This is a genomic window from Kocuria flava, from assembly GCF_001482365.1.
Classification (GTDB): Bacteria; Actinomycetota; Actinomycetes; order Actinomycetales; family Micrococcaceae; genus Kocuria; species Kocuria flava.
The window spans coordinates 45,999-64,221 of the sequence record NZ_CP013254.1; the positions used below are offsets into that span (position 1 = coordinate 45,999).

At 76.0% G+C, this 18,223-nt stretch carries 19 protein-coding genes; 11 read left to right on the forward strand and 8 right to left on the reverse strand.

What is annotated here, in order from left to right; translation table 11 throughout:
- Window positions 1-123 precede the first annotated feature (123 nt).
- Window positions 124-324: a hypothetical protein gene (locus tag AS188_RS00200; RefSeq protein WP_058857141.1), complete on the forward strand. Its 201-nt coding sequence runs from the start codon at window positions 124-126 to the stop codon at window positions 322-324.
- Window positions 325-393: 69 nt separating this feature from the next.
- On the opposite strand, the gene AS188_RS00205 is transcribed toward AS188_RS00200, so the two are convergent.
- Genes AS188_RS00205 through AS188_RS00215 form a run of 3 tightly spaced genes read right to left on the reverse strand, consistent with a single transcriptional unit; the run spans window position 394 to window position 1,800 of the window.
- Entirely contained in the window at window positions 394-726 is a 333-nt protein-coding gene (locus AS188_RS00205; RefSeq protein WP_058857142.1) for a cupin domain-containing protein, read from the reverse strand.
- Complete coding sequence (locus AS188_RS00210) at window positions 714-1,253, reverse strand: DUF488 domain-containing protein (RefSeq protein WP_058857143.1); 540 nt, start codon at window positions 1,251-1,253, stop codon at window positions 714-716. Before AS188_RS00210 ends, AS188_RS00205 begins: the two co-directional genes overlap by 13 nt.
- A 46-nt stretch (window positions 1,254-1,299) precedes the next feature.
- The gene (locus AS188_RS00215; RefSeq protein WP_058857144.1) at window positions 1,300-1,800 is read right to left on the reverse strand and encodes a pyridoxamine 5'-phosphate oxidase family protein; all 501 of its coding nucleotides are present in this window, start codon (window positions 1,798-1,800) and stop codon (window positions 1,300-1,302) included.
- 139 nt (window positions 1,801-1,939) lie between these two features.
- On the opposite strand from AS188_RS00215, the gene AS188_RS00220 reads away from it, so the two are divergent.
- Window positions 1,940-2,779 carry an NAD-dependent epimerase/dehydratase family protein gene (locus AS188_RS00220; RefSeq protein WP_058857145.1) on the forward strand — a complete coding sequence of 280 codons (840 nt, stop codon included), beginning with the start codon at window positions 1,940-1,942 and terminating at the stop codon, window positions 2,777-2,779.
- Here the strand turns inward: AS188_RS00220 and AS188_RS00225 are convergent.
- Both AS188_RS00225 and AS188_RS00230 read right to left on the reverse strand, forming a co-directional pair.
- Window positions 2,737-4,002, reverse strand: coding sequence for a cytochrome P450 (locus AS188_RS00225; protein ID WP_058857146.1), 1,266 nt, complete (start codon window positions 4,000-4,002; stop codon window positions 2,737-2,739). The genes AS188_RS00220 and AS188_RS00225 overlap by 43 nt on opposite strands.
- Window positions 4,003-4,345: 343 nt before the next feature.
- Window positions 4,346-5,278: a hypothetical protein gene (locus tag AS188_RS00230; protein WP_058857147.1), complete on the reverse strand. Its 933-nt coding sequence runs from the start codon at window positions 5,276-5,278 to the stop codon at window positions 4,346-4,348.
- Window positions 5,279-5,589: 311 nt separating this feature from the next.
- Here AS188_RS00230 and AS188_RS00235 point away from each other — a divergent pair, with 311 nt between their 5' ends.
- The 4 genes from AS188_RS00235 (at window position 5,590) to nhaA (ending at window position 10,929) form a co-directional block, all read left to right on the forward strand.
- The gene (locus AS188_RS00235; protein ID WP_058857148.1) at window positions 5,590-6,807 is read left to right on the forward strand and encodes an acyltransferase family protein; all 1,218 of its coding nucleotides are present in this window, start codon (window positions 5,590-5,592) and stop codon (window positions 6,805-6,807) included.
- Window positions 6,792-7,799: an ABC transporter ATP-binding protein gene (locus AS188_RS00240; protein WP_083529095.1), complete on the forward strand. Its 1,008-nt coding sequence runs from the start codon at window positions 6,792-6,794 to the stop codon at window positions 7,797-7,799. The genes AS188_RS00235 and AS188_RS00240 overlap by 16 nt, the downstream gene beginning before the upstream one ends.
- Entirely contained in the window at window positions 7,796-9,403 is a 1,608-nt protein-coding gene (locus tag AS188_RS00245) for an ABC transporter permease (RefSeq protein ID WP_058857149.1), read from the forward strand. The genes AS188_RS00240 and AS188_RS00245 overlap by 4 nt, the downstream gene beginning before the upstream one ends.
- Window positions 9,404-9,534: 131 nt before the next feature.
- Entirely contained in the window at window positions 9,535-10,929 is a 1,395-nt protein-coding gene (gene nhaA, locus AS188_RS00250) for a Na+/H+ antiporter NhaA (protein WP_083529097.1), read from the forward strand.
- 75 nt (window positions 10,930-11,004) lie between these two features.
- On the opposite strand, the gene AS188_RS00255 is transcribed toward nhaA, so the two are convergent.
- Both AS188_RS00255 and AS188_RS00260 read right to left on the reverse strand, forming a co-directional pair.
- Window positions 11,005-11,547 carry a type 1 glutamine amidotransferase domain-containing protein gene (locus tag AS188_RS00255; RefSeq protein WP_058857150.1) on the reverse strand — a complete coding sequence of 181 codons (543 nt, stop codon included), beginning with the start codon at window positions 11,545-11,547 and terminating at the stop codon, window positions 11,005-11,007.
- 60 nt (window positions 11,548-11,607) lie between these two features.
- Window positions 11,608-12,033 carry a DUF302 domain-containing protein gene (locus tag AS188_RS00260; RefSeq protein ID WP_058857151.1) on the reverse strand — a complete coding sequence of 142 codons (426 nt, stop codon included), beginning with the start codon at window positions 12,031-12,033 and terminating at the stop codon, window positions 11,608-11,610.
- A 282-nt stretch (window positions 12,034-12,315) separates the two neighbouring features.
- Here AS188_RS00260 and AS188_RS00265 point away from each other — a divergent pair, with 282 nt between their 5' ends.
- The 4 genes from AS188_RS00265 (at window position 12,316) to AS188_RS00280 (ending at window position 16,311) form a co-directional block, all read left to right on the forward strand.
- The gene (locus tag AS188_RS00265; protein WP_058857152.1) at window positions 12,316-13,179 is read left to right on the forward strand and encodes a sulfite exporter TauE/SafE family protein; all 864 of its coding nucleotides are present in this window, start codon (window positions 12,316-12,318) and stop codon (window positions 13,177-13,179) included.
- Window positions 13,180-13,306: 127 nt separating this feature from the next.
- Window positions 13,307-14,659: an MBL fold metallo-hydrolase gene (locus tag AS188_RS00270; protein ID WP_058857153.1), complete on the forward strand. Its 1,353-nt coding sequence runs from the start codon at window positions 13,307-13,309 to the stop codon at window positions 14,657-14,659.
- Window positions 14,660-14,734: 75 nt separating this feature from the next.
- Window positions 14,735-15,799 carry a HoxN/HupN/NixA family nickel/cobalt transporter gene (locus AS188_RS00275; RefSeq protein WP_058857154.1) on the forward strand — a complete coding sequence of 355 codons (1,065 nt, stop codon included), beginning with the start codon at window positions 14,735-14,737 and terminating at the stop codon, window positions 15,797-15,799.
- 5 nt (window positions 15,800-15,804) lie between these two features.
- Window positions 15,805-16,311: a metallophosphoesterase family protein gene (locus tag AS188_RS00280; RefSeq protein ID WP_058857155.1), complete on the forward strand. Its 507-nt coding sequence runs from the start codon at window positions 15,805-15,807 to the stop codon at window positions 16,309-16,311.
- Between the two features lie 27 nt (window positions 16,312-16,338).
- On the opposite strand, the gene AS188_RS00285 is transcribed toward AS188_RS00280, so the two are convergent.
- Complete coding sequence (locus tag AS188_RS00285; RefSeq protein WP_058857156.1) at window positions 16,339-16,911, reverse strand: hypothetical protein; 573 nt, start codon at window positions 16,909-16,911, stop codon at window positions 16,339-16,341.
- Between the two features lie 325 nt (window positions 16,912-17,236).
- Here AS188_RS00285 and AS188_RS00290 point away from each other — a divergent pair, with 325 nt between their 5' ends.
- Complete coding sequence (locus AS188_RS00290; RefSeq protein ID WP_147050843.1) at window positions 17,237-18,217, forward strand: hypothetical protein; 981 nt, start codon at window positions 17,237-17,239, stop codon at window positions 18,215-18,217.
- Window positions 18,218-18,223 lie beyond the last annotated feature (6 nt).

Below are 18,223 nucleotides of genomic sequence, written 5' to 3' on the forward strand. Positions count from 1 at the left end.
TGGGAAGAGGGGGTGTGCGGGTCGTCCGTCGTCGACGCTAGCCCGCCCCGCGGGGCGGGGGAACGCCTCACGCGCAGGGCGAAACCGGGAATGCGGGGGTCCGCCGGGCGTGCGGTAGCGTCGGTGCGGCTGCCCGTCCCGTCCCCGGAGGTCCCCGTGCTGCTCTTCCAGCTCCTGCTGACCCTGATCGCCCTGGTCCTGCTCGTCCTCGCCCTGCTGGACGGCTCGGGGACGCTCGCGCTGCTGGCCACGATGATGCTCGTGGTGGCGCTGTCCGGGGTGCTCGTCGCCTGGCGGCGGGACCGTCGCGCGGGCCGCCGCTGAACCGCCCGCTCCCGCGCGGTCGGAGGCCCGCCGGGCGGCCTGCCCCGTGGCGGCCTGCTCCGCGGCGGCCTACTCCGCGGCGTGCTCGATGCCGGTGACGGTGGTGAGGATGAACACGGCGTCCTCGAGCGCCGTGACGGCGTGGCGCTCCTGCGGGATCTCGTGCAGCTGACCCGCCTCGAGGACCACGTCGGTGCTCGCCGCGAGCCGGATCCGCCCGTGCAGCACCTGCAGGGCGGCCGCGTAGGGGGCGTTGTGCTCCGCGAGCTCGGCGCCCTCCCGGAGCGCGATCAGGGTCTGGCGCAGGACCTTCTGGTGCAGCAGCTGGGCCGCGCTGCGCCCGTGGGCGCTGTGCCGGGCCTCGTTGAGGTGCTGCATGGCGATCTCGTTCAGGTGCTGCATGGTTCTCCTCCTGGGTAGGTGATCCGGTCGCCGTCGACCACGGCGAAGTCCCGCAACCGGGCGGGGGTGAGCTTGCCGGGGCCCATGACGTGCTGGACGTCGTGGCCGCGCACGAGCAGCGCCTCGGCCACGAGCGAGCGGTGGCAGCGCCACCACACGGCCTCGGCGCACATGATCGCGACCGTGTGCTCGGCGGCGAGCTCCTCCAGCCCGGCGAGGGCCTCGCGGAACTCCTCGGTCTGCATGTGATCGGCGTAGCCGCGGAAGGACGCGTTGCGCCAGGCGGTGTTGACCGACTCCGGCGAGGTGCGCCGCAGCCCGCCCAGCCCCTTGCAGTAGGTGTGGCCGATCCCGGCCCGCTCGAGCGTCGCCGGCAGCACGTCCAGGTTGAACTGCGGGTTCGTGCGCGAGCGCGGGACGGTGCGGATGTCCACGAGGTGGTCCACACCGACCTCCGCCAGCAGCGCCACGAACTCCTCGGCGGAGCGCGTGGAGTGCCCCACGGTGTAGACGGTGTGCCCGGTCATGCCCCCACCCTACTGATGATCCCCGGCGGTGCGGGGGCGCCCGGGCTCAGTCCCGGTCGGGGCGCTCCTCGGTCCAGCGGGCGGAGCCGGTGGCGGTGCGCCGGCCCGCGGCGGCCCAGGACTCCCAGGCGCCGGGCTCGACCACCGGGAAGCGGCGGCCGGTCACGGCGGTGGGCACGATGCGCACGAACCGGTCCTTGATCCCGGCCTGCAGCGGGTACAGCGGCAGCTCGAGGGCCCGGAACAGCGCGTGCCCGCGCGGCACGGGCTCGGCGCGGCCCTTGAGCAGCACGCTCCACGCGCGGCCGGCGGCCTCGTCGTACCCGTCGGCCTCCAGGGCCACGGGCGCCGCCTCGAGCGCCGCGGCGGTCTTGGTGCCCTCGGCGGAGCGGAAGACGGCGGTGCGCCCCTCGACGGCGTAGTTGACGGGGAAGACCTCCGGGGCGCCGTCGACGACGACGGCGAGGCGGCCGATCCCGGCCCGGCCCAGCAGCGCCCAGCACTCCTCGGCGGCGAGCACCGCCACGTCCTCGTGGTACCACTGCACGGTTCCTGCCCGTCCTTCCCGGCCGTTTCCGCGCGGTGTCCGCGCGCGCCGGGTCTAGCCTACGGCGGGACCGGGCCCACCGGCGGACGGGTCGCCGCGTGACGCCCCGCGCGGGGCCCGCGGGTGCGAGGATGGGCCCATGAGCGTGGTGATCGCGGGATGCGGAGACCTGGGCACGGAGATCGGGCTGCGGCTGGCGGAGCAGGGGCACGAGGTGGTGGGCCTGCGCCGGCACGCGGAGCGGGTGCCGGCGCCCCTGACGGGCCTGCCGGTGGACCTGCGCACGGAGGTGCCGCAGCTGCCCGGGGACGTGGAGCTGCTCGTGGTGGCCACCGCCGCCGACGGGCGCACCCCCGAGGACTACCGGGCGGCCTACGTCGACGGGCTGCGCAACCTGCTCACCGGGGTGCTCGAGGCCGGGGCCCTGCCCCGCCGGGCCCTGCTGATCTCCTCCACGGCCGTGTGCGGGGACGGCGACGGCGAGGAGGTCACCGAGGACGATCCCCCGGCGCCGGCCACCCCGACCGCCGAGGTGCTGCTGGAGGCCGAGGAGATCTTCCACGAGCACTTCCCCCACGGGACGGTCCTGCGCCTGGCCGGGATCTACGGGCCCGGGCGCACGCGGCTGATCGACCGGGTCCGTGCCGGCGCCGCGGCCGGGGCGGCCTGGACCAACCGCATCCACCGCGACGACGCCGCGGCCGCCGCGGTGCACCTGTTGACCATGGCGGCGCAGCCGCTGACCCTCTACCTGGGGGTCGACGACGAGCCGGCCCGCGAGCGCGACGTCCTGGCCTTCCTCGCCGAGCAGCTGGGGGCGCCGCCGCCCGAGGACGTCCCGGAGGCGGACGCCCCGCGGCGGGGCTCGAAGCGGCTGTCGAACCGGCGGCTGCGCGCGTCCGGCTTCGCGCTGCGCTACCCCACCTACCGGGAGGGCTACCGGGCGGTGCTCGCCGGGGAGGGCGAGCGCCACTCCTGAGCCGCCCCGACCCGCAGCACGAGCTCGCGCACCTCGTAGGCGGCGATCGTCTCGAGCCACGCGACGCGCGGCGGGTGCACCAGCTCGAGGGGCAGGCGCAGCAGCCGCTGCAGGAGCACGTCGCTCTCCTGGATCGCGAGGAACCCGCCCGGGCAGCGGTGGGCGCCGTCCCCGAAGGACAGCACCTCGGCGCGCACGCCCCGGGGCCGGGCCCGCCCCGGGCACAGCGCGGCGGCGTCCGGGCCGAGGGCACGGGCGTCGGTGTTGGCCGCGCGCACCGAGAGGTCGAGCAAGGCCCCGGCGGGGACCTCGTGGCGGCGCCCCTCGTGCTCGAGCACGAGCGCGCGGGTGGTGCGGCGGCGCAGGTGCCCCACGACCGGCTCGAGGCGCAGCACCTCGTGCAGGATCGCGTGGCGCCCGGCCTCCTCCGCCGAGAGGTAGCGGGCCCGCAGGGCGTCGTCGTCGAGCAGGTGCCAGGCCGCCACGGCGATGAACTCGCGGGTGGTGACCATGCCCGCGGCCGCGTAGGTGAGGCACTCCACGAGGATCTCCCGGTCGGTGTACCCCTCGGCCAGCAGGTGCGAGACGACGTCCTCCCGGGGCCGCTCCCGCCGGGTCCTGATCGCCGGGCGCACGTCGAGCAGGTGGAAGGCGCCCATGGCCCAGGCCGGGCGCACGGCGGCGGCCGCCGCCCGGGCGCGGCCCAGCACGCCCCGGCGCCGGTCCCCGGGCGGGGCCGGGATCGCGAAGAAGCGCTCGAGGCGCCGGGCCATGCCCTCGGTGCCCGAGTCGGTCAGCCCCACCACCTGGGCGGCGACCTCCACCGAGTAGCGCAGCGTCACCGCCGAGAGCTCGCAGCCGCCCTCGGCGCGGATCCGCTCGACCAGCTCGTCGGCGCGCTCCTCCATCAGCCCCCGGTAGCGCCGGCCCACGGCGGCCGGGGTGAAGAACCGGGCGGTGGCGCTGCGCTGGCGGCGGTGCTCGGGGCCGTCGGCGTAGAGCACCGGCGGGTGGTCGCCGGTGAGCCCCTGCGCGGCCGCCTCGGCGTTGAAGCCGGCCTGGACGGTGGCGTCGGCCTCCCGCAGGACCTCCCGCACCAGGGGCAGGGAGCGGACGTGCCACACGCCGTCCACGACCTCGACCGGCGGACCCGCGGGCTCGCCCGGCGGCACGGTCCGGCGCCGGTCGCCGTGGGGGACGGGGCAGCGCGAGGGCTCGTTCATGGGCTCATGCTAGTCCCGCCCCTCCCCCGCCGCGCCGAGGAGCGGCGACCGGCCGCTCCGGGCGCCTCCTTCCCGCCGGACGCCGCTCCTCGGGGCGCGCCGCCGGAGGGCGGGCGAGGGGACCGCCAGTCATTACTGATCAGTAGCGCGAGGCCGCGCGGGGACGGCCCCGGAGGGGCCGGAGATGGTCAGCATGCTAAGGTTGACGTGTCCCGCCGCAGGTCAGGAGGCTCTCGGCCCCCGCGGCGGCGTCGCCCGCAGCGCCGGGGCGAGGCGTGGTCGTGGTCGCAGCACCGGTCCCGTGGGGGGACGACCCCGCCCGCCCGGCGCAGGCGGGAACGCCTCAGGGACGCTCCCCCAGGTGGAAGGCCGAGGCCGAGCGCTCGCCCGTGTCGGTCGGGAAGACCGTGTGCGCCTCGGACCACTTGTGCGCCACGAACGCGCGCAGCTTCTCCGCGAAGGCCCCGGGCCGCCACTCGAGGTAGGGCATGTCCTGGCTGGCGTCGAGCAGGTAGTAGCTGCTGTAGGCGCGCACCAGCTCGGGCTCGCGGGTGCCGGCGGCGTCGTCGGTGCCCGCGGCGCCGTCGTCGAGCACGACGAAGACCGGGGCCCCGGGCTGACCGTCGTAGACGCGCACCTCGAGGCGCTCGGCGACCACCGGGTCCATCGCGCCCAGGGCCCGCAGCTGGTGGCTGAGCGTGTCGAAGCCGCGCCGCAGGTCCATGGGCGAGAGCCCGTAGCGGTGGCGGATGTCGCGCAGCAGCGAGGCCAGGGCCGGCGAGCGGGGGTCGAGCAGCAGCAGGCGGATGCGCACCCCCGCGCCGAGGGCCTTGTGGATGGCGTCGAGGTCGCCCGCGAGGGTCAGCGGGAAGGTGTCCATCCACCACAGCTCCTGCCCGGGCCGCACGCCCCGCAGCACGTCGACCGTGCCCAGCTCCTCGCGCACCCCGGCGAGCCCCAGCCGGTCCTCGCGGTCCGCCGGCGGAACGGGCTCCGGCGGCGGGGGCGCCGCGGCGGGCGGAGAGGCCTGCCGGCGCGCCAGGGCGGCGTCCAGGAGCAGCCCCACCCCGCCGACGGTCAGCAGCACGACCGCGGCGTCGAGGGCCAGCTCCGACCACGCCTGCCCGGCGGCCACCGCGACGACGGCGAGCGCCGCCCCGAGGCCGAGGAGCACGGCCGGGGCCGCGCTCGGGCGCCGCGGCGGCACGGCGCGCACGGGCGCGCCCCAGCCCTTCCCGGCGGTGTGGTCCTGGGTGGCGCTGCGGGTCTCCAGCACGGGACCCCCCTTCCTCGAGCGGATCTGCCCACAGACTCCCACGCCTCCCGGACCGGGCGTCAATCCCGTGCTCACCGGGGCTTTTTGTGACAGCCGGCACCGCCGCCACCCTCCCTCCCCGGGGCTCGTCCCCCGATGAGCGCCCGTCCCCACTTCGGGGGCATCCGGGTCAGAACATGCATCTGCATCTCTATGCTCGTGCTCGGACGTGCGGGGGCACGCCGCAGCCCGCTCCCGCGCCGGGGACCGTCCCGCGTCCCGCAGCGGACCGCGCCGGCCGCGCTGCCCACCACCGACGGAAGGCACCTCCCGTGGCCACAACGCTCCACGACCGTCTGGACGGCCGCACCAACCGCCTCAACGCGATCCGCCTGGCCCTGGCCTCGCTCGTCGTCCTCGGCCACGCCTGGCCGCTGACCGGTGCGGAGGGCCCGAGCCTGGAGGTCGTCTCCGACGTGGCCGTCAACGGCTTCTTCGTCCTCAGCGGCTTCCTCATCGCCCAGAGCCGGGTGCGGACGGGCCTGGTGCCGTTCCTGTGGCGACGGTTCCTGCGGATCTACCCCGGCTTCCTGGTGAGCCTGCTCGTGGTGGCGGTCGTCCTGGCCCCGGTCGCCGCGGCGCTCGAGGGCACGGCGCTCGTCCCCGCCTCCGCCGCAGGGTTCGTGCTGGCCAACGCCGACCTGCGGATCTCCCAGTGGGGCATCGACGGGACCCTCGTGGGGGTGCCCGCGCCGGACTCCTGGAACGGCTCGCTGTGGACGCTGTTCCACGAGGCCCTCGCCTACCTGCTGATCGGCCTCGTGCTGAGCCTGCCGGTCGCGGTGCGCCGCGCCCGGTGGGTGCTGCCCGGCACGTTCCTGGCCGTGGTCGCCCTCCGGGCCCTGGCGGAGGGCCCGCTGGAGGTCTCGAGCGGGCTGTGGCTGAGCGCGGCCCGGCTGACGGGCTATTTCCTGGCGGGGGCCGCGGTGTGGGCCTTCGCCGACACCTGGCGCCCGACCCCGAGCCATGTGGTGGCCGCCGCCTCGGTCTACGCGCTGCTGACGGACCTCGGCTGGGCCGACCTGTACGGGCAGCTGCCCCTGGCCGTGCTGCTCCTGGGCCTGGGGGCCGCCCCCGCCCGGGACTGGACCACCCGCACGGACCTGTCCTACGGCGTCTACATCTACGCCTACCCGGTGCAGCAGCTGCTCGTGCTGCTCGGCACGGCCTCGTGGGGTGTCGCCGCCAACACCGTGCTGGTGCTGGCCCTGACGCTGCCCCTGGCCCTGCTGTCGTGGCGGCTCGTCGAGCGGCCCGCCCTGCGGGCCAAGGCCTGGCTCGACCCGCGCGACCGCTCCGGCCGGCGCCCGCCCGGTGCCGTCCCGGCCGGGGCGGCACCGGGCGGGAGGTCCGCGGCCGGCGGCGTGACGGGCCGCGCCGGGCGGCCTTGTCCGGACCCCGGCGCGGTGCCTAGCGTGAACGCACGACGGGCGGGCGCGGCGGCGCCGGCCCCGGACGCCCCCAGGAGGCCCCCATGGACACCCCGGTGATCGAGGCCCGCGGGCTCGTGAAGACCTTCGGCCGCACCCGCGCCCTCGACGGCTTCGACCTGACCGTGGGCCCGGGGCAGGTCGCGGGCTTCCTGGGCCCCAACGGCTCGGGCAAGTCCACCGCGATCCGCGTGCTGCTGGGGCTCCTGCGCGCCGACGCGGGCTCGGCCCGGGTGCTGGGCCGCGACGCGTGGGCGGAGGCCGTGGAGGTCCACCGCCGCACCGCCTACGTCCCCGGGGACACGAACCTGTGGCCGAACCTCACCGGCGGGGAGATCATCGACCTGCTCACCGACGTGCGGGGCGGACGACGACGGCGCCGCCGCCGCGACGAGCTGATCGAGCGCTTCGAGCTGGACCCCTCGAAGAAGGCCCGCAGCTACTCCCGGGGCAACCGGCAGAAGGTGGTCCTCGTCGCCGCGCTGAGCGCCCAGGCGCAGCTCTACCTCCTCGACGAGCCCACGGCCGGCCTGGACCCGCTCATGGAGGCCGTGTTCACCGACGAGGTGCGCCGGCTCGCCGGGGAGGGGGCCACGGTCCTGCTCTCCAGCCACGTCCTCGCCGAGGTCGAGAAGCTGTGCGGGACGGTCACGATCATCCGCGCGGGCAAGGACGTGGAGAGCGGCACCCTCGCCCAGCTGCGCCACCTCACCCGCTCGGCCGTGACCGCGAGGACCGACGCGGACCCGGCCCCGCTGGCGGGGCTGGCCGGGGTGCACCGGCTCGTGCACGAGGACGGGCGGCTGTCCTTCGACCTCGACGACGCCCGCGCCGGCGAGGTGCTGCCGGTGCTGGCCGGGCTGGGGGTGCGCGAGCTCGCCGTGGCCCCGCCCTCCCTCGAGGAGCTGTTCCTGCGCCACTACGGGGACCGGGCGGGAGACCCTGCGGACCGGCCGGAGGGCACGGGGCTGCGCGACGGTGCGGGCCGGCGGGACGGCGCGGGAGCGGCCCCCACCGGGCCGGCGGCCGCCGGGAGCGGGCGGGCGCGGTGAGCACCGGCGCCCCGTGGACGGCGACCGGACGGCTGCTGCGGCTGAACCTGCGCCTGGACCGGGTCCGGCTGCTCGTGTGGGTGCTCGCCCTGGCCGGCACGGTGTACGGGACCGTCGGTGCCCTGCGGGAGACGTTCCCGGACGGGCAGGCCCGCCAGGCCCGGGCCGCGCTGCTGGAGAACCCCGCCGCGATCATGATGACCGGCCCGGCCTTCGGCGCCGACGACTACACCCTGGGTGCGATGACGGTCAACGAGCTGAGCCTGTCGGTGCTCGTGGCCGCCGCCGTGATGAGCATCCTCCTGGCGGGCCGGCACGTGCGCGCGGAGGAGGAGTCCGGCCGCCTCGAGGTGCTGCGGGCCCTGCCGGTGGGCCGCTTCGCCCCGCCCGCCGCCGCGCTCGGGGCCGTCGCGGTCGCGGACGCCGCGGTGGGCGCCGGGGTGACGGCCGCCCTGGCCGCGGCCGGGCTGGGCGGGGCGGACGCCGTGGCCTGGGGCGCCGCCACCGCCCTGACGGGCCTGGTCTTCGGCGCGGTCGCGGCGGTCACCGCCCAGCTCAGCGGGCACGCCCGCACCGCGACCGGCCTGGCGCTGGCCGTGCTGGGCGCCGCGTTCCTGGCCCGCGGGATCGGGGACGTGCTGGAGCCCTCCGGGTCGTGGCTGTCCTGGCTGTCCCCGATCGCGTGGGCCCAGCAGACCCGCATGTACGTGGACCTGCGGTGGTGGCCGCTGACGCTCTCCGCGGCGGCGGCCGCGGCGCTGCTCGGCGCCGCCGTGGTCCTGGCCGGCCGCCGCGACCTCGGCGCGGGCCTGTGGCCCGGCCGCCCCGGGCCCGCGGCGGCCGGGCGCGGGCTGCTGTCCGTGCCGGGCACGGCCCGCCGCCTGCTGCGCGGGACCTTCCTGGGCTGGGCGGCCGGGCTGGTGCTGTTCGGCCTGGCCTTCGGCACGCTCGCCGACTCCCTCGAGGACAGCGCCGCGGACATCCCCACGCTCGAGGACTGGCTCGTGGTGGACATGGACGCCCTCACGGAGTCCTTCGCCGCCGCGACCCTGTCCTACCTCGTGCTCGGGGTGAGCGCCTTCGCCGTCTCGGCGGTGCTGCGGCTGCGCACCGAGGAGGACGAGGGCCGGGCCGCCCTGCTGCTCACGGCCGGGGTGCCCCGGCCGCGCTGGCTGCTGGGCTGGCTGGGCGTCGTCGTCGTGCAGGTGCCCGTGCTGCTGGTGGCCTGCGGGGCCTCGCTCGGGGCCGGGGTCGCCGCGACCACCGGCGAGGCCCGGTGGACGGGCGAGCTGACCCTGGCCGCCCTCGCCTACCTGCCGGCCGTGCTCGCCCTCGCAGGCCTCGTCGCGGCCCTGGTCGGGCTCGCCCCGCGGACGGCCGCGGCCGTCGGCTGGGCGGTCGTCGCGTGGATCGTGTTCGTGGCCTGGTTCGGGCAGCTGCTCGAGCTGCCCGACTGGGCGCGGCGGCTCTCGCCCGTCGAGCTCACGCCCCTGCTGCCCTCCGAGGAGTGGGCCGCCGCCCCGCTCGCGGGCCTGGCCGCGGCGGCCCTCGTCCTGACGGGAGCCGCCGTGGCGGGCGCCGGACGCCGCGACCTCCTCGGCTGAGCCCCGCCGGGCACGGCCCTCCCGCCCGGGGTGGCGCGCCCCATGCCGACCCGTAGACTGGCACCTCAGGTGAGCCGGGAAGTCTGGTCGGCATGTCCGTGTTCGACGACCCCTGACGGAGGCACTGCCCCATGTCCAGCCACGACCCCACGGTCCGCCCGGAGGACTCCCCGGAGCACCGGGCCCAGGACCACTCGCGCGACACCCTGCGCCGCGGCAGCTACCGCGAGGTGCTGCGCGTCGGCGAGATCCTGCGCAAGGAGACCGTCGGCGGCCTGCTCCTGGTCGCCGCCGCCCTGGTCGCGATCGTCTGGGCCAACTCCCCCTTCGCCGACAGCTACTTCGCCCTGCGCGACCTCGAGGTCGGCTACGAGCCCTGGCACCTGAAGCTCAGCCTCGGCACCTGGGCCGCCGACGGGCTGCTGGCGATCTTCTTCTTCCTCGTGGGCCTGGAGCTCAAGCGCGAGTTCGTGGCCGGGGACCTGCGCGAGTTCCGCCGGTCCGTCGTCCCGGTCACGGCCGCCGTGGGCGGCGTGGTCGTCCCGGCGCTGATCTACGCCGCGTTCAACGCCGCCGACCCCGAGACCTCCGGCGGCTGGGCGATCCCCACCGCCACGGACATCGCCTTCGCCGTGGCGGTGCTGGCCATCATCGGCTCCCACCTGCCCGCGGCGCTGCGGCTGTTCCTGCTGACCCTCGCCGTGGTCGACGACCTGCTGGCGATCACGATCATCGCCGTCTTCTACTCGGAGGACGTCAGCTTCTCCCCGCTGCTGCTGGCCCTGGTCCCCTACGCCCTGTACCTGTTCCTCGCCCAGAAGTACCGCCGGTTCTTCGGCCTGAGGGCCCCGGCCGCCTGGCTGATCCTGCTGCCGATCGGCATCGTGGTGTGGGTGCTGGTGCACGAGGCCGGCATCCACGCCACCGTCGCCGGTGTGCTCCTGGGCTTCGCCGTGCCCGTGATCCGCAGCGAGGCCAGCGGCGGCCCCGGGGCCGGGCCCGGCCTCGCCGAGATCTTCGAGCACCGCTTCCGCCCGCTCTCCGCCGGCTTCGCCGTGCCGGTCTTCGCGTTCTTCTCCGCCGGGGTGGCCGTGGGCGGTTGGGACGGGCTGACCTCCGCGCTCTCGTCGCCGGTGACGCTGGGCATCGTCGCCGGGCTCGTGCTGGGCAAGCCGATCGGCATCGTGGGCGCCACGTGGCTGGTCACGAAGCTCACGCGCGCCCGGCTCGACCCGGCCTTCCAGTGGATCGACCTCGTGGGCGTGGCGCTGCTGGCCGGGATCGGCTTCACCGTCTCCCTGCTGATCGCGGAGCTGAGCTTCGCCCCGGGCAGCCTGCCGGGCGACCAGGCCAAGGTCGCGATCCTCAGCGCGTCCGTGCTGGCGGCGGCCCTGGCCTCGGTCCTGCTGCGGGCGCGGAACAGGCGCTACCGCATGATCGAGAAGCTCGAGTCCGTGGACGAGGACCACGACGGCATCCCGGACGTCTACGAGGAGGACGAGGCGCGCGGGCGCGGCCGCCCCTGAGGTCCCCGCCGGCACGGCGCAGGCCCCGGCCCGGGGAACCGGGCCGGGGCCTGCGCCGTGCGGGCGCCGCCGGGCTCAGCCGGCGAACTGCTCGAGCGCCTCGCGGTTGAACGCCTCGAGGTCCCCGGGGTTGCGGGAGGTCACGAGCCGGCCGTCGACGACGACCTCCTCGTCGACCCAGTCGGCTCCGGCGTTCCTCAGGTCGGTGGCCAGGGAGCTGTAGGACGTCAGCCGCTTGCCGCGGGCCAGGCCGGCCTCGATGAGGATCCAGGGCGCGTGGCAGATTGCGGCGATCGGCTTGCCCGCGGCGTCGAACTCCTTGACCAGGCGCAGCGCGTCCTGGTCCGCGCGGACGTTGTCGGCGTTGAGGGTGCCGCCGGGCAGCACGAGACCGTCGAAGTCCTCGGCGCGGGCCTCGGCCAGCGTGCCGTCGACCTCGTAGCTGCCGGCACGGTCCCAGTCGCCCTGCATGGCGGTGATGCTGCCCTTCTCCCGGGACAGCAGCACGGGGGTGCCGCCGGCCTCCTGCACGGCCTTCCAGGGCTCGGTGAGCTCGGGCTCCTCGACGCCGTTGACGGCGACGAACGCGATCTTCTTGCCGGTGATGTCGGTGCTCATGGACGTTCCTCCTGAACGGGGTGGTGGGGACGGGTGCTCGCGCCCTGCGGGCGCCGCGGGCTACGGCGCGCCGGCGGGCCGGCCGTCGAGGGCCTCGAGCGCGGCGCGCAGGCGCGCACCGGCGTCGTCGGCGACCTCGCGGACCGCCTCCGTGCCGCTGAGCTGCACCATGGTCTGCGGGTCGATCGCCTCGACGGTGCTGGACCCGGCCTCCGGGCCCCGGCGCACGACCACGTTGCACGGCAGCAGGGCCCCCAGCTCCGGCTCCGCGGCCAGCGCCTTGCTGGCCAGGCCGGGGTTGCAGGCGCCGAGGATCACGTAGTCGCCGACGCCCTCCGCGGCCTCGGGTCCGAGCTTCTTCTCGAACGTCGCGCGGACGTCGATCTCGGTGAGGATCCCGAAGCCCTGCTCGGACAGCGCCTCGCGGGTGCGCCGGACGGCGTCCTCGTAGGACAGGGGGACGACGACGGCGGTCGTGTAGCTCATGCTGCGCTCCTCTTCTCGGGCCGGCGGACGGCGCGGCCCGGCGGACGGACGGACACAGGACCACTGTGGGCACGACGGGCACCGAAAAGGAAGCACCCTGGGCTTCGGTTCTCGCTGGGCGATCAGACGGACCCGCCCGTCGCGGGGAGGGCATACCCCTGGGGGTAGTTGAATACCCCCTAGGGTATCTGCCATACTCGGACCGAACCGCCGGCCCACGGGCCGGCCCGCACCGTCCCCGTCGAGCCCGCGCCTGCCGCGGGCAGCAAAGGATCCGGTTCCATGACCGTCACCCTCGTCCTGACCCTCCTGCTGTCGGTGCTGATCGGGCTCTCGGTCGGCCTGCTCGGCGGCGGCGGGTCCATCCTCACCGTCCCGATCCTGACCTACGTGGCGGGCCTGGACCCGAAGGAGGCCATCGCGGCCTCGCTGTTCGTGGTGGGCGCGACCTCCGCCGTCAGCGCCGTCAACCACGCCCGCAACGGCCGGGTGAAGTGGCGCACCGGGCTCGTCTTCGGCGCCGCCGGCATGGCCGGGGCGTTCCTGGGCGGCATCCTCGGCGGGCACATCCCCGGCACCGTGCTGATGATCGCCTTCGCCCTGATGATGGTCGCGACCTCCCTCGCGATGATCCGCGGCCGGAAGGGCTCCGCCGCCACCCCCCACGACGGCGAGCTGCCGCTGCTGAAGGTCGTGCTCGAGGGCCTCGTCGTCGGCCTCGTCACCGGCCTCGTCGGCGCCGGCGGGGGCTTCCTGGTGGTGCCCGCGCTGGCGCTGCTGGGCGGGCTGTCCATGCCCGTGGCGGTCGGGACCTCCCTGGTGGTCATCGCCATGAAGTCCTTCGCCGGCCTCGCCGGCTACCTCACCACCGTCCAGCTGGACTGGGCGCTCGTGCTCTCGGTGACCGCCGCCGCGATCGCGGGCTCGGTCGTCGGCGCCCGCCTGGCCGGGATCGTCCCCGAGGCCGCCCTGCGCAAGGGCTTCGGCGTCTTCGTCCTGGTGATGGGCGTGTTCGTGCTCGTCCAGGAGCTCCCCGGCGCCGCCGGGGCCGCGGTGGGCATCGGGGCCGGCGCCCTGGCCGTCGCCGCCCTGGCGTGCTGGTTCGCCGTCCCGAAGTGCCCGCTGCGCGCCGCCCGCACCGCCTGAGCACCACCCCGCCCCACCGTCCGGCGGCGGAGCGCCTGCCCCGCCCCGCCGCGTTCTCTGGAACACTCTCGTAACACCCGCCCGATACCGTGGCCCCGCGCCGCGGCGAGACGCAGGAGGAACGACCATGGACGTCATCGTCATCGACACCCCACAGCTCGGGGACCGCAGCTACCTCGTCCACGACGGCATCACCGGCCTGCTGGTGGACGCCCAGCGCGACATCGACCGTGTCGAGGCCGCCGCCGAGCAGGCCGGGGTGCGCATCACCCACGTGGCCGAGACCAACATCCACAACGACTACCTGACCGGCGGGTGGGCCTACGCCCGCAAGCACGGGGCGACGTATCTCGTCAACGCCGCCGACGACGTCTCCTTCGAGCGCACCCCCGTCTCCGACGGCGAGACGCTGCAGGTCGGCGGGCTCACCGTGAAGGCGGTGGCCACGCCCGGGCACACCCACCACCACCTGTCCTTCGTCGTCGTCCACGACGGCGAGCAGGCCGTGTTCTCCGGCGGCAGCGTGCTCTACGGCTCCGTGGGCCGCACGGACCTGCTGGGCCGCGAGCACATGGTCGGGCTGACGCACGACCAGTACGCCTCGGCCCGCCGCCTGGCCGAGGAGGCCGCGGAGGAGGCCGCGCTGTACCCGACCCACGGGTTCGGCTCCTTCTGCTCCTCCGGGCCGGCCACCGGGGCGGACGAGTCGACGCTGGGCGAGCAGATGCGCACGAACCACGTCTACACGGACGGCGACGAGGAGCACTTCGTCTCCGAGCTGATCGCCAACCTCACCGCGTACCCGAACTACTACGTGCACATGATGCCCGGGAACACGGAGGGGCCCGCCGAACCGGACCTGTCCGTGCCCGACTCCCTGGACGCGCAGGAGCTGACCTCGCGCCTGGCCGAGGGCGAGTGGGTCGTGGACCTGCGCCACCGGGTGGCCTACTCCGCGAACCACCTCAAGGGGACCATCAGCTTCGAGTACGGCGACGGCTCGAGCTTCACCGCCTTCCTGGGCTGGATCTTCCCGTACGACCGGAAGCTGACGCTGGTGGGCTCCCGGGAGGACGTCGAGAACGCCGTGCGGGACCTGTCCCGGATCGGCATCGAGTCCCCCGACGCCGCCCTCGGCGAGGACCCGGAGCAGCTCGCCCCCGGCGCGCCCGTCTCCTCCTACCCGCGGGTCGACTGGCAGGGCATGCTCGCCGAGCGCCCCGAGGGCGAGACGGTGCTCGACGTCCGCCGCACCGACGAGTACGAGGACTCCCACATCCCCGGCGCGGTGAACATCCCGCTGCACGAGCTGCTGACGCGCCTGGACGAGGTGCCCGCCGGCCGGCTGTGGATCCACTGCGGCTCCGACTACCGCTCGGGCACCGCCGCCAGCCTGCTGGAGCGGGAGGGCCACGACGTCGTGCACGTCGACGCCCTCTTCGCCGAGGCCGAGCAGGCCGGCGTGCCGCTGGAGAGCTGACCCGGGGACCCGCGGGGCGGACCCCCGCCCCGCGGGTCCCGCCCCGTCCCCGACCTCCTCGACGAAAGGCCACCCGTGAGCTCCGCCCGCACCGCAGCCCCGCCGACCGCCGGAAGCCGGGGCCTTCCGCTGATCGGCGCCGCCGTCGTCCTGCTCCACGTCGTGGGGTGGGGGGCGCTGCCCCTGCTCGTGGCGGGCAGCGGCACCGCCGGCACCGCGGTGTTCACCGGCCTCGCGCTCAGCGCCTACGCCCTGGGCGTGCGCCACGCCTTCGACGCCGACCACATCGCGGCCATCGACAACGCCACCCGCTCGCTCATGGCCCGCGGCCGGCCCTCCGCCGCCACCGGCTTCTGGTTCGCCCTGGGCCACTCCTCCGTGGTCCTGCTCTCCGTGCTGGCCCTCGCGCTGGGCCTGGAGGTCGTCGCCGGCGGGCTCGCCGACGAGGGGTCGGGGCTGCGCCGGGCCGCCGGGATCTGGGGCGGGACCGTCTCCGGGCTGTTCCTGCTCACCGCGGGCGTGCTCAACCTCGGGGTGCTGCTGCGCCTGCGCCGGGCCCGCCGCGCCGCGCGCGCCGGGACCCTGGACGCCGCGGCGCTCGCGGCCCAGCTCGACCGCCGCGGGGTCCTCCACCGGGTGCTGCACCCCGTCACCCAGGCCGTGGACCGGCCCGCCCGGATGTACCCGGTCGGCTTCCTGTTCGGCCTGGGCCTGGACACGGCGGCCTCGATCGGGCTGTTCGTCATGGCCGGCGGGCTCGCCCCCGAGCTGCCGTGGTACGCCGTGCTCGTGCTGCCGGTGCTCTTCACCGCCGGCATGACCCTGTTCGACAGCGCCGACGGCGTGCTCATGCACCGGGTCTACGGCTGGGCCTCGACCGACGCCCGCCGGAAGCTCGACTACGACCTGACCGTCACCACGGTCTCGGTCGCGATCGCCTTCGTGATCGGCGGGACCGGCCTGCTCTCCGTGCTCGCGGAGCTGGTGGACCCCTCCGGCGGGCTGCTCGCCGCCGTCGCGGCCCTGGACCTGAACTTCCTGGGCGTCGCGGTGATCGTCTTCTTCGCCCTCGCCTGGCTCGGGGCCCGGCTGCTCGACCGGTTCCGGGGCCGGCCCCTGCGGGCGTCCGCGGGAGGCTGAGGGGCATGGTCCGTCTCCTGCTGCTCGCTGACACCCACCTGCCCAAGCGCGCCCGCGACCTGCCCGCGCAGGTCTGGGACGCCGTGGACGCGGCCGACGTCGTCCTCCACGCCGGGGACTGGGTCGATCTGGCCACCCTGGAGCGGCTCGAGTCCCGGGCGGCCCGCCTGATCGGGGTGTGGGGCAACAACGACGGCCCCGAGCTGCGGGAGCGCCTGCCCGAGGTCGCGCGGGAGACCCTCGGCGGCGTGCGCTTCGGGATGGTCCACGAGACCGGGGCCGCGGCCGGGCGCGAGGCCCGCACGGACCGGGCCCACCCCGGCCTCGACGTCCTCGTCTTCGGCCACAGCCACATCCCGTGGGACAGCACGACCCCGGCCGGGACGCGGCTGCTCAACCCCGGCTCCCCCACCGACCGGCGGCGCCAGCCCCACTGCACCTACCTCACGGCAGTGGCCGAGGAGGGCCGGCTGCACGGCGTCGAGCTCGTGCGCCTGCCGCCCCGCCGCTGAGCGCACGCCCCCGCCGGTCCGGTGCGCTCAGTCGAGGCCGCGCAGCCGGTAGTAGCGCCGGCCCACCACGGTGCCGTTGACCCGGACCACCGCCCACACCACCACGAGCGCCAGCACGACCACCACGCTGGGCAGCGGGACGAAGATCCCCCACAGCACGAGCGCCATGCCCGGCACCGCGAGCACGATCGGCCAGGCGTACTGGACCATCTCCACGGCCATGTAGTCCTGCATCTCCCGCAGCACGGGGTCCTGCGGGACGGCTGCGCGCCGGACCGAGGTGCGCAGGCCCTTGGCGGCTCGGGAGCGGGCGTCCATCAGGTCGTTGCGGGGGGCCCGGTCGGCGCGGGTCAGGGACAGCACCACCCCGCTGACCACGAGCCCGGCCCCCGCCGCGGTCAGCCCCCACTGGGCGGGGCTGAGCCCCGCCGCGTCCTCGCCCACCAGCCACGCCGCGGCGATGCCGGCGACCAGCCCCACGACCAGGCTGAGCACGGCCGCGACGACGACCCGCTTCGTCCAGATCGCATCGAGCTCCCGCAGCCGCGGGATCGGCACGTGCGGGTGGTCGGCCCCGCTGAGCCGGATCTGCTCGTCCATCGTCCTGCCGTCCTCTCGTGGTCGCTCTCCTGCACGGTCCCTCCCATTGTCCCGCGCCCGCCCACGGGAGGCCGAACCGCGAGCACCGCGAGCACCGCAGGGGGCGCGAGGGGCGGCGTTCGGCGGCTCCGGACAGGTCTGAGCCGCCGAACGCCGCCCCTCGCGGTGAGGACAGGGACCACGTTGTGCGGCACCGGGGCCGGAACCGCGGGCCACCGCGGCTCCGGCACTGCACCGGGCTCCCTCCCGCGATCGGAGCGGACGCGGGTCCACAGGGACGGCCATGGAGAACCGGGACCTGCGTCCGGTGCGCCACCGTGACCGGATGAGAACGCCCGCACCGCTGCCGGAGGAGTTCCGGGACACCGGGTTCTCCGTCCGGAGCGCCCTGGACGCCGGGATCGAGCGGGCTCGTCTGCGCACCCGGGACCTGTCCGCACCCGTGGGCCGGGGCGTGCGCGTACCCGCGCGCAGCGAGGAGCCGCTGCGGGAGGCCGCCAGGGCGCTCGCGGAGCGGTTCCCCGGCACCGTGGTCAGCAGGCGCAGCGCGGCACTGCTGTGGCGGATGAGGGTGCCCGCCGGGTGGGAGGACGATCCCGTGCTCCACCTGACCCGCGCCGACGCTGCCCGCGCGCTGGAGCGCCCCGGCGTCGTCTGCCGGCGCTCCCGCATCCCCGACGGGCACCTCGCCCTTCTGGACGGGATCCCCGTCACCAGCCCGGCCCGCACCTTCGTGGACTGCGCCGCCGAGCTGGGCCCGGACGCCCTCGTGGTGCTCGGCGACGGCATCGTCTGCGCCCACCGCCACGGCGTGCTGCGCGGCGTGCGACCGCAGGCCACCGTCGCGGAGCTGGAGCGGACCGTTGCCGCGCTGACCGGCCGCCGGGGAGTGCGGCGGGCCCGCCGAGCGCTCGAGCGGATCCGGATCGGCTCGGACTCCGCCCCGGAGACCCGCCTGCGGCTGCTGCTGGAGGACCACGGGATCGGTGGCCTCGAGACCGACCTCGCCCTGTGCGACGCAGGCGGCTTCCCGCTCGTCCAGCCGGACCTCGCGATCCCGGGGGCACGCCTGAGCATCCAGTACGAGGGTGCGCACCACGACCTGCGGGAGCAGCGGGTGCGTGACGTCCACCGCCGGCGAGCGACGGAGCGCCTCGGGTGGCGGGAGGTGCGCATCGTCGCCGCCGACCTCCGCACCCTGACGGCCACGCCGTGGGGCACGGTGCCGACCGCGGTGGCACTGGTGCGCGAGGCGCTGGACCCCACCCCGCGAGGGGCGGCGTTCGGCGGCTCCGGCCACGGCTGAACCGCC